Below are 9,696 nucleotides of genomic sequence, written 5' to 3' on the forward strand. Positions count from 1 at the left end.
GCCTTTGCGGGTGGGGACCTGGCCGGGGGAGTGCTGGCGGGGTTGGACCAGCTCGCTTCGCACGCTGGGCGGGGCTGACCCGGTTGTGATCCTGCGGGCGGGTGGTTGACCGTTCGATACTTGCGGCTGGCGGCCTGACGGGCTGCCGGCCGCTTGTGTTTGGGGGTCGGCTGCTGCGTGGGTTGTGAGGGTGTGCCCGCGCTCTTGCGCCGCGGCCTCGCACCTGCGGCCTCGCCCGGCCAGATGTCTCGGCGGCCCTCTTGCGCTCATAAAGCTGGCTGTCAGAACCTATTGCCAGGTCTGCGGGGCCACCCGTATCGGAAAGGGCGCGTCCACTCGTACCGGATCGACGCCGTGGATTGTTTCCTGGCGGGCGAAGCCTCCGTCGAGCAAGGCGTAAGTGTGCAGCACCGGCTCTGGGCCTGGCTCGATTCGCCAGAACGTGGTGATTCCGGCCTCCGCGTACAGGGCTGGCTTGAGCAGGCGGTCGTATCGACGGCTGGCTGGCGCTTCGATTTCTACCACCAAGGCGATGTCGGCCGGGTTGGCCCAGCTTGCGCCGGATGAGCGGGGCCTGAGCACGGTTACGTCGGGAACCAGGTTGCTGTCGGCCCAGGCTATGCCGAGACGGTCGCACACCCACCAATCCTCGGGCGCGGCGGCCCGCAGCACCGTCACCAGGGAGTTGACGATCGTCTCGTGGGCGTCGTCTGCCGGGGGCGTCACGTGCAGGCTGCCGCAGACGATCTCGTAGCGGTGGCCGTCCTGGGGGAACAAGTGCAGGTCGGGCTCGGTCCAGGGACCGTCGGGGGCAGTCCATCGCGGCGGGGCGCCTTGACCGATCACCACCATCGGACCACCTCCGCGACGTCACGCTGAGATGCCAGCGTACTCACGGGGCGTGGTGGCGGCGGGAACAAAACGCGGGCCGCGGGAAGAGTCTTCCCACGACCCGCGCACAATCCGGCGGAGGCCGGCCGAGCGATCAGGCGGCGGAGCCGTCCTTCTCACGAGCCTTGAGCGCTCGCAGCACCCCGTCCCGGCCCTCAGCCACCAGCCGCCGCAGGGAAGCCGGGTGCCCGTCGGTCGCAAGCCAGGCGTCGGTCAGCGCGACCGTTTCCTCGCTCACCTGGTAGGCCGGGTACGCCAGCATCACGAACTCCTGGGCCGGTTCGCTGTCCGAGCGGGCCCACACGTCGTTGACGACCTCGAAGAACTTCGGGGCATAGGGCGCCGTCAGTTCCACCTGGCTGGACGACTGGAAGCCCTGCAGCAGGGAGCGGTGCAGCCAGTTCGGCAGCTTCTCCGTGCCGGTGAGCCGGGCCCACACCGCAGCCTTGTTCTCGGCGGTCGGCAGCAGAGCCCGGGCCAGGGCGGCTTCGCGTTCGCCGCTCGCGGTGCGGTCGGTTTCGAGTTCGGCGTCGATTTCCTCGTTGGTGGCTGCTCCTCGGGCGGCCAGGGCCTCGATCAGGGACCAGCGCAGTTCCGTGTCGATGGTCAGGCCGGCCGGTACGCCGCGGCCTTCGAACCAGCCCCGCAGCACCGTGAGGTCCCGCTCGCCGCGGGAGGCTCCGATGTAGGCGCGGGCCCAGGCGAGCTGGAAGCCGCTGCCCGGCTCGGCGGCGGCGAGTGCGGTGCGGGCGGTCTCGGCCAGCCGGGTCCACCCGGTGGGCGCCCAGGCCGGATCGGCGAACATGGTCAGCGTGGTGGTGGCCTGGCGCAGCGTTGCCGTGGTCAGGTTGATGTCGCGTTCCTGGGGCAGGCCGGTGCTGACCAAAGCCAGGTAGTCGCGGGCGGCCATCTCGGCGTCGCGGACCATGTCCCAGGCGGCGGCCCAGCACAGGGCGCGGGCCAGCGGCGACTCGAAGCCATCGATGTGGCGGACCACCGTGGCCAGCGAGCCCTCGTCCAGGCGCAGCTTGGCGTAGGTGAGGTCGCTGTCGTTGAGCAGCAACACGTCCGCGGCGCGCTGGCCGGCCAGGGCGGTGATCGCGGTTTCCTCGCCGCTCACGTCGATCTCGAGGCGGTCGCGCAGTTCGAGGCGGTCGCCGTTGAGGTCGTAGAGGCCGACGCCGATGCGGTGGGTGCGCAGGGTGGGGTAGTCGGCAGGGGCTTCCTGCTTGACGAGCACGCTCTCGTACGTGCCGTCGGCGGCCACGCTGACCACCGGGCGCAGCGTGTTCACCTGCGCCGTTTCGAGCCACTGGGCGGCGAACTTGCGCAGCTCGCGGCCCGACGCGGTTTCCAGCTCGGTCAGCAGGTCGTCGAAGGTGGCGTTGCCCCAGGCGTGGCGCTGGAAATAGGCGCGCAGGCCCGCGACGAACGAGTCGAGGCCGACGTAGGCCACGAGTTGCTTGATGACGCTGGCGCCCTTGGCGTACGTGATGCCGTCGAAGTTGACTTCCACCGCCTCGAGGTCGGGCATCTCGCAGTAGACCGGGTGGGTCGAGGAGAGCTGGTCCTGGCGGTAGCCCCACGCCTTACGGACCGACAGGAACGTCGTCCAGGCGTCCTTGAAGCGGGTGGCGCTGGTGTTGCACCAGTGGCTGGCCCACTCGGCGAACGACTCGTTGAGCCACAGGTCGTTCCACCAGCGCATGGTGACCAGGTCGCCGAACCACATGTGGGCGAGCTCGTGCAGGATCGTATTGGCCCGCTGCTCGTACTCGTAGTCGGTGACCTGCGAGCGGAAGATGTAGTGCGCCTCGGCGTGGGTGACGCAGCCGAAGTTCTCCATCGCGCCGGCGTTGAAGTCGGGCACCCACAGCTGGTCGTACTTGGGCAGCGGGTAGCGCACACCGAACTGCTCATGGAAGAAGTCGAAGCCCTGCTTGGTGACCAGGAACAGGTCCTCGGGGTCGAGATATTGGGCCATCGAGGCGCGGCAGAAAACGCCCAGCTCGATGCCGTCGTGGCTGTCGCGGACCTCGTGGTACGGCCCGGCGCACAGCGCGGTGATGTACGTGCTCATCCGCGGTGAGGTCGCGAAGTGCACCGTCTTGGCCGCGCCGGACTGCTCGGTGTCCTCGACCGGCATGTTCGAGATGACCTTCCAGTGCGCCGGCACCGTGGCGTGCCACGTGAAGACGCTCTTGAGGTCGGGCTGGTCGAACGCCGCGAAGACCCGCTGCGCGTCCGCCGTCTCGAACTGGCTGTAGAGGTAGACCTCGTTGTCGACCGGGTCCTCGCTGCGCTGCAGGCCCTGCCCGCTCGCCGAGTAGTGGTAGTCGGCGTCGACCACGAGGGTGTTGTCGGCGCCGAGCCCGGTCAGGCTCAGCCCGCGTTCGGCGGACCACCCGGACAGATCCACGGGGGTGTCGTTGAGCACCGCCGCGCGGACCGACGCGGCTGCGACTTCGATGAACGTCTGCGCGCCCGGTTCGGTGCAGCGGAACGTAACCTTCGTGACCGTACGGAAGGTGCCGTTGCCCGGTTTTCCGGCGCCGTCGGTCAGATCCAGGGCGATGTCGTACCCCGTCACCTCGAGCAGGCGGGCCCGCTCAGCGGCCTCTACCTGGGTCAGGTTACGAACTCCGGCCACGATCACTCTCCTCCATGCTGGCCGGGGCGGCAGTGCCCCGCCGTTGTCGCGCCTAGCGCGTGAAGCCTTCCACGCCACCCTATGCGTTACCTGCGGGTCGCACCTGAGGAGGATCACGTCTTGGACCGGTGCAGCGAAAAGCACTGCGCTTTTCATCACGCCGAGGGCTTTCGCGTCGTTGTATGGGGTGACAACAGTCACTCACTCAGGGAGTTGCCATGCCGGAGACCGACAGCGTCGCCACCTGCACCGTTGCGGTTGACCGGGGCGTCTGGGACGACGCGGCCCTGGCCGCCATGGTCGCGCCGCCCGTCACCGTCTCCAGCCTGCCGCTTTCCTCGGCGCCCGGGGATTCGCAGCGGCGCGTGAAGGAGGCGCGCCTGCGTCAGAACATGCCGTCGAGCCGTCACCGCCGCACGATCTGAACTCTGGGACAAGACGGGGCACCCCCCAAGAGCGTCAGACCGCCTAGGTACGTTCACAGCATGACGGTCGTGCACCCGATCAGCCGAGCCTGGACCACCACCGGCGGCACCGGAGCTCAGAACTACGACGAGTTCGCCGATGACGCCGAGATCACCGAGATCATCGCCGCCAACCCGCGCAGCGCGCTTGCCATCGAGATGCCGCACCGGGCGCCCGATGCCGTGGGCCGGGCCTTCCTCGACTGCCTGAGCGACGCGGCGGCGCGGCTGGCCGAGGAGAAGGCGGACGGCAGCTACACGCCGGCCGAGCAGGTCGTGGTGCTCTACCGCATCAGTGCGCCGGGCGAGCCATCCGCGTACGGGCTGTGGGCCCTGGTCGACACCGATCAGATCTCCACCAGCGCCGCCGAGCCTGGCCTGGTCATCCGCAACGAGGATGTGTTCATCGCCAAGGTGCGCGAGCGGGTGGCGCTGGCCGGCGCCCTCAAGACCCTGCTCTCCCCGGTGCTGCTGCTGCAGACAAGCAAGGGTGCGGAGCTGCACGCCGCACTCGCCGCAGCCACCGACGCCGCGGGTGCGCCGGCCGCGACGGACCTCGACCAGAGCGGGCGCACCCACGCCATCTGGGTGGTCCCGCAGGGTCCGCTGCAGGATGAGCTCACCGCGCTGGCCGGCGGCGGCGAGCTGGTCGTGGCCGACGGCAACCACCGCAGCCTCGCCGCACAGACCGGTGGCCTCACGACGTTTCTCGCCGTGGTCACCACGCCCGCCTCGGTCGCCATCCAGCCGTACAACCGCCTGGTGTCCGAGGTCGCCGCCGAAGACCTGGTCGAGGCGCTGACCGCGGCCGGCGCGCAGGTCGAGCAACTGCCGCGCCCGGCGGCCATTCCGAGCAAGGGCACCATCGAGCTGTACGTCCGCGGCTCCTCGTACTCGGTGGTGCTGCCCCCGGCCGCCGGTGCCGCAGCGGTGGAGAACCTCGACCACGCGCTCGTCGAGCGGGTGCTGCTGCGCGACGCCCTCGGCCTCGACGCCGGCGACAAACGCATCTCGTACGTGGGCGGCGACTACCCGGCCGAGTGGCTGCGCGGCGAGGTCGACGCGGGCCGGGCCGAGCTGGCCGTGCTCATCGCCCCGGTCACCGTGCAGGACTTCGTCGCGGTGAACCTCGAACGCGAGAAGCTGCCCCGCAAGAGCACCTGGTTCACGCCCAAGGCCCGGGGTGGACTGGTCCTGGCCGAGCTGGCCTGATGCTGCACCCGCAGGTTGCCGCGTCGCTGGCGGTGCGCCGGCGCCCTCCCGCCGGCGTGCTGGCGGGCGACCCGGCGGCCCAGCTCGCCCACGCCCGCCAGGCGATGCTGGATTCCAACGAGGCCGAGTGCGGCCCGGCCATCCCGTTGCCGGTGGTGGTCGACGTGGACGCCGACGGGGTGCCATGCCGCTTGTATGCCGCCCGCACCGGCGCCCCCGTGTTCGTCTACGTGCACGGCGGCGGCTGGTGTTACGGCAGCGTGGAGACTGTGGACCGGCTTTGCCGCCGGATCGCCGAGCGGTCCGGCTGCGCGGTGCTGTCCGTTGACTACCGGCTGGCCCCCGAACACGTCCACCCGGCCGCGCTGGAAGACGTGGAAACCGCCCTGAGCTGGGTGCGCCGTGAAGGCAGCGGGCTCGGCGTCGACCCGTCGCGGCTGGCCATCGGCGGCGACAGCGCGGGCGGGCAGCTGGCCACGGTGGCCGCCCGCCGCCAGCGCGACGCGGCAACTCCACTGGACTATCAGGTGCTGATCTACCCCGCGATCGACCCGATGACCGCCTCCGAGTCCTACGACGAGGTGGCGGGCAACGGTCTCGACCGGGATGCGATGCGGCTGGCCTGGCAGACCTTCGTGCCCCACCAGGCGGACCGGTTCAGCCCCGACGTGGCCCCGCTGGCGGTGCCGGATCTGGCCGGGATGCCCCCGACCTTGCTGATCACCGCCGAGTACGACGTGCTGCGCGACGAGGGTGCCGACTACGCGGATGCCCTGCTCAGCGCGGAAGTGCCAGTTGTGCACGTACGGTATCAAGGGGTGAATCATGGGTTTGCCCGAAAGCTCGCGCTGTTCGATGCCGCCCGCGCCGCGGCAGACCAGATCGCGGTCAGTCTGCGGGCCGCGCTGACGTTCTGAGCCGGGTTTGAAAGACTGCGGTCATGCGCGTCTACCTCGGTTCCGATCACGCCGGTTACGAGCTGAAGAGCCACCTCGTCAACCACCTCGCCAAGCAGGGGTACGACGTCGTTGACGTCGGGCCGCACGTCTACGACCCGGAGGACGACTACCCGGCGTTCTGCCTCAACACGGGCGCCCAAGTGGTGGCCGACCCCGGCAGCCTCGGCATCGTCATCGGCGGCTCCGGCAACGGCGAACAAATCGCCGCGAACAAAATCGCCGGCGTACGCTCGGCGCTCGCCTGGAAAGCCGAGATCGCCCAGCTCGCCCGTCAGCACAACGACTCCAACGTGCTCTCCATCGGCGCCCGCCAGCACACCCTTGACGAAGCCGCCGAAATGGCCGAGGCGTTCCTGACCACCCCGTTCTCAGGAAACGAACGCCATGCCCGCCGAATCGACCAGCTCGCCGAGTACGAGCGCACGCGGGAGCTGCCGGCCCTGCCACAAAGCTAGGTTCTTCTCCGGCAGGTTGGGCTTCGTTGCGGGCTGCTACTCCCGCGGAGCTAGCGTCCGCCGCGGGGCAGTTCCTCGCGCGGTACCCAGTTGCGCCGCACGATTGACAGACTGGCGTCGGCCTCGGCGAGGTCGGCGTCGGTCGGGCGCGCCGCATCCCGGGCCCGCATGGCCGCACCCACGCTGACCTGCGAAGACCCGGACCCGACGAGGCCGCGAAGACCCCGCTCGGAGGGTTCGTCCCCACCGGCGCCGGCTCCCGAGGTGGGGCGCGTGTTGTTCGCTCCCGCTCCTGAGGCGGGGCGTGGGCTGGCGGCTCCTGACGTTGGGCGGAAGCTTCTCGGTCCGGCTCCTGAGGTGGGGCGTGGGCTCGGGGCGCCGGCTCCAGGCGTGGGGCGTGGACTGGTGGCACCGGCTCCCGACGTGGGCTTGGCGCCGATCACTCCAGCTTCGGACGTCCGGGCCGAGCCCGTCGCCGCCGTCCCGGACTCCGCGCCACCCGGGGACTCCGGAACTTCCCCAGCCCCATCCTCATCCGGGTTGAAAACAGCCGGCGTCTCAGCAACCCCCGCAGCCCGAGGCTCCCCAGAACCGTCCCCAGCAGCAACGGCCGAAGCCGAAGCGTCAGAAGCAGCAACGGCCGAAGCCGAAGCGTCAGAAGCAGCAGCCGCCTTAGCAGCCGCTGTAGGTCGCAAGCGCCGCCGCCGGCGTTCCGGTACTTCGCCCATGCCTCGAATCTACCGTCGCCGCTCGGCCTCAGAACGTCTCGGTCAGGTGCGGCATGCGTTCCCACCCGAAGCTTGCCGTAGCCCGGCGCAGGCTGCCCGGCGTTAGTTCCCTCACCTTCCCGGCCGCCGCGAGGGCTGCCAGCCGGACCCCGCCCAAATAGACAGTGCCCAATTCCAAGATCGTGCAAGAAAGGTCAGCTGCTGATCCGGTACGTTCACAAGTAGCCGATCCCCCCTCGTCCACCCGAAGCCGCCACCGCCCGGTATTCGACGCCAGCAACTCATCCGTCACTTCCAGCACGACATCCAGCGGCGCGGCATAGCGACGAGTCGCCAAAGCCCGGGGCAGATCCACGATCCTCACCCACAACCCGTCCCCGATCGCCGGGTTCAACCGCCGCGGCTCGTCAACCAGGTACCGCAGGGGTTCGTCGACTGCCGCGGAGCGCATCGACAGGTGGCGGGTCAGGTCGATCGAGAGCAGGAAACGCCACAGGGCCAGGTATGCGTCCGGGTCCCCGGCCACCACTTCGCGCACCTGAACTTCGCCTTGCGGGCCTTGCGGGGTCCAGTTGCCCTTGGAGCGCCAGATGGCGTAGCCGGCTGGGCCCTCGGGTGTCTCGTAGATCACGGCGTGGAAGGGGGTGGCGCCCTGGCGGTGCTGGGGGTTGTCGGCGTGCACCGCGTTCCACCAGGCTTCGCTGGGCCGGCTCGACCAGCCGACCCGGCCCGGACGCAGGCGGTCGTAGATCGCGGCGAAGTCCTTGCGCCCGGTGTCCAGGCCGACGAGGCGCAGCGTGCCGGGGACCGGGGTGCTGGGCAGGCGTACCTCGTTGGTGTCGATCTCCAGCCGGAGCCGGTGCGCGGCTTGACCGTACCCAAATCTTGAATAGATCTTGGTCTCGCTCGCCCAGAGGGCCGCCAGGGGCTCGCGGCCGGCGTCGGCGATCTCGCGGAGCTGCCGGTGCATCATCGTGGTGAGCAGGCCGCGGCGGCGGTGGGTGGGGGAGACGCCGACAAGCGTGACGTGAGCTGCAGGAACAACGGCTCCGGGCACGGTCAGATCCCGGGTGTAGGCCGCCGCGTGGCCGATGATCGCCCCGCCGTCCTCGGCGACCAGGCAACGCTGCGGCTCGAAGGTCGCCCGTTCGATCGCCGACGCCTTCTCCGAATGCGGTTCGTGGAACAGCAGCATGACGTGGTTCCAAATGGCGTCCCAGTCGCCCGGGTCACCTACCCTGATCGAAACATCGGGAGCCGCCATGCTGATTGTGTAACGGACGGCGCGCGCAACGGCGAGCTATTTGCCGGCTGGTTACTCTCGATGCAGGGCGGCACACGGCCGTGCCGGGGAGGGGAGCAATGCCGGAGCAACCGCAGTGGCCCGAGCGGACACTCGACATGCCGCCCCAGGACCCCTGGGCCGACCCGCCAACCACAGACCTGCCCCCGCGCCGCCAGCCGCCCCCGGAACGGGGCTACGACCCGAACGAGCGCGCCTACGACCCCACGCGGCAGTCGCAGGGTGAGCGGAACTACGACCCGACCCGGCAGTGGGGCGAGCAGTCCGCAGCACCGCCCTTCCAGGGTTCGGCCCGCTCAGGCATGCCGCCGGCGGGTGCACCTGCGGTCCAGGGTCCGGCCCGCCCGGCCGGCGCGCCTCAGGGCACGGCCGGCGCGGCCCAGACTCAGGGGTCGGCTCGTCCGCCCGCGCAGGCGCCCGGCGAACCGCAGCAGAATCCCGCCTGGAGCGGCCGCGCAGCAGTCAACCCGCGCCCGCAGTCCCAGCAGTTCGCCGCCGAGCACGAGCCCACCGGCACCGGGTGGCCGGGCGCCGAGCCGCACCAGGAACGCCGCCCGCTGGAATGGCACCTCGCCCAGCTGCGCCGCGGCGGCGAGTGGAGCTTCGCGGGCCTGCTGTTCGCGTTCGTGTGCTGGGGCATCTGGGCCTTGTCGACCGGCGGCAGCCTCCCCACCGCGATCGTCGTGTTCATCGTGTCGCTGCTGGTCGCGGCGGGTGTGTTCGCCCTGTCGCGGCTGATCGGCAGGGTGGTGTGGGAGCGGCAGCTCGGCCGGGAACGCCGCACGGCCAAGGGGGCGCACATCGTCGCGGGCCTGTTCCTGGTCGGCGTCGGCATCGCTCACCTGCAGCAAACCCCGTGGGTCATGGACGCCGTCCACTGGATCGGCGACCTCTTCAACTGAACAGACGCAGTGGCGGGGCTGCCGGAACCCCACCGGCGGCCCCGCGCACATCTCAGCTGCGCCCACCCATAGTGGTCCCCGTCTCCAGCATCGTCTTGAGGTCGCTGAGCACCCAAGCCCATCCTCCGCCCC

9 protein-coding genes are annotated in these 9,696 nt (G+C 70.2%); 5 read left to right on the forward strand and 4 right to left on the reverse strand.

Annotated features, from left to right (window positions below):
• Window positions 1–288: 288 nt before the first annotated feature.
• A complete protein-coding gene (locus tag TFC3_RS06815; RefSeq protein ID WP_067497060.1) occupies window positions 289–852 on the reverse strand; it encodes a Uma2 family endonuclease in 564 nt (187 codons plus the stop codon).
• A 133-nt stretch (window positions 853–985) separates the two neighbouring features.
• Window positions 986–3,541, reverse strand: a complete 2,556-nt coding sequence (gene pepN / locus TFC3_RS06820; protein ID WP_067506119.1) for an aminopeptidase N — start codon at window positions 3,539–3,541, stop codon at window positions 986–988.
• A 218-nt stretch (window positions 3,542–3,759) separates the two neighbouring features.
• Here pepN and TFC3_RS06825 point away from each other — a divergent pair, with 218 nt between their 5' ends.
• The 4 genes from TFC3_RS06825 to TFC3_RS06840 are packed head-to-tail and all read left to right on the forward strand — an operon-like array spanning window position 3,760 to window position 6,631.
• The gene (locus tag TFC3_RS06825) at window positions 3,760–3,966 is read left to right on the forward strand and encodes a hypothetical protein (protein WP_067497062.1); all 207 of its coding nucleotides are present in this window, start codon (window positions 3,760–3,762) and stop codon (window positions 3,964–3,966) included.
• Window positions 3,967–4,026: 60 nt separating this feature from the next.
• Window positions 4,027–5,217 (forward strand): DUF1015 family protein, encoded by a 1,191-nt coding sequence (locus TFC3_RS06830; RefSeq protein WP_067497064.1) that lies wholly within the window; start codon window positions 4,027–4,029, stop codon window positions 5,215–5,217.
• The gene (locus tag TFC3_RS06835) at window positions 5,217–6,134 is read left to right on the forward strand and encodes an alpha/beta hydrolase (RefSeq protein WP_067497066.1); all 918 of its coding nucleotides are present in this window, start codon (window positions 5,217–5,219) and stop codon (window positions 6,132–6,134) included. Before TFC3_RS06830 ends, TFC3_RS06835 begins: the two co-directional genes overlap by 1 nt.
• Window positions 6,135–6,157: 23 nt before the next feature.
• A complete protein-coding gene (locus TFC3_RS06840; RefSeq protein WP_067497068.1) occupies window positions 6,158–6,631 on the forward strand; it encodes a ribose-5-phosphate isomerase in 474 nt (157 codons plus the stop codon).
• Window positions 6,632–6,681: 50 nt separating this feature from the next.
• Here the strand turns inward: TFC3_RS06840 and TFC3_RS06845 are convergent, their stop codons facing one another.
• Window positions 6,682–7,071 (reverse strand): hypothetical protein, encoded by a 390-nt coding sequence (locus TFC3_RS06845; protein WP_369819666.1) that lies wholly within the window; start codon window positions 7,069–7,071, stop codon window positions 6,682–6,684.
• A gap of 316 nt (window positions 7,072–7,387) precedes the next feature.
• Entirely contained in the window at window positions 7,388–8,623 is a 1,236-nt protein-coding gene (locus tag TFC3_RS06850; protein ID WP_067497070.1) for a GNAT family N-acetyltransferase, read from the reverse strand.
• A gap of 98 nt (window positions 8,624–8,721) precedes the next feature.
• On the opposite strand from TFC3_RS06850, the gene TFC3_RS40365 reads away from it, so the two are divergent.
• Window positions 8,722–9,564: a DUF4405 domain-containing protein gene (locus TFC3_RS40365; RefSeq protein WP_067497072.1), complete on the forward strand. Its 843-nt coding sequence runs from the start codon at window positions 8,722–8,724 to the stop codon at window positions 9,562–9,564.
• Window positions 9,565–9,696: the final 132 nt, after the last annotated feature.

It is taken from the genome of Actinoplanes sp. TFC3 (assembly GCF_001553785.1).
Lineage (GTDB): Bacteria > Actinomycetota > Actinomycetes > Mycobacteriales > Micromonosporaceae > Actinoplanes.

Bases quoted from the DNA above. Each gene is read 5' to 3' on its own strand.
- TFC3_RS06850 (WP_067497070.1), bottom strand. From the start codon at position 8,623: ATGGCGGCTCCCGATGTTTCGATCAGGGTAGGTGACCCGGGCGACTGG.
- TFC3_RS06830 (WP_067497064.1), top strand. From the start codon at position 4,027: ATGACGGTCGTGCACCCGATCAGCCGAGCCTGGACCACCACCGGCGGC.
- TFC3_RS06840 (WP_067497068.1), top strand. From the start codon at position 6,158: ATGCGCGTCTACCTCGGTTCCGATCACGCCGGTTACGAGCTGAAGAGC.
- TFC3_RS40365 (WP_067497072.1), top strand. From the start codon at position 8,722: ATGCCGGAGCAACCGCAGTGGCCCGAGCGGACACTCGACATGCCGCCC.
- TFC3_RS06815 (WP_067497060.1), bottom strand. From the start codon at position 852: ATGGTGGTGATCGGTCAAGGCGCCCCGCCGCGATGGACTGCCCCCGAC.
- TFC3_RS06835 (WP_067497066.1), top strand. From the start codon at position 5,217: ATGCTGCACCCGCAGGTTGCCGCGTCGCTGGCGGTGCGCCGGCGCCCT.
- TFC3_RS06825 (WP_067497062.1), top strand. From the start codon at position 3,760: ATGCCGGAGACCGACAGCGTCGCCACCTGCACCGTTGCGGTTGACCGG.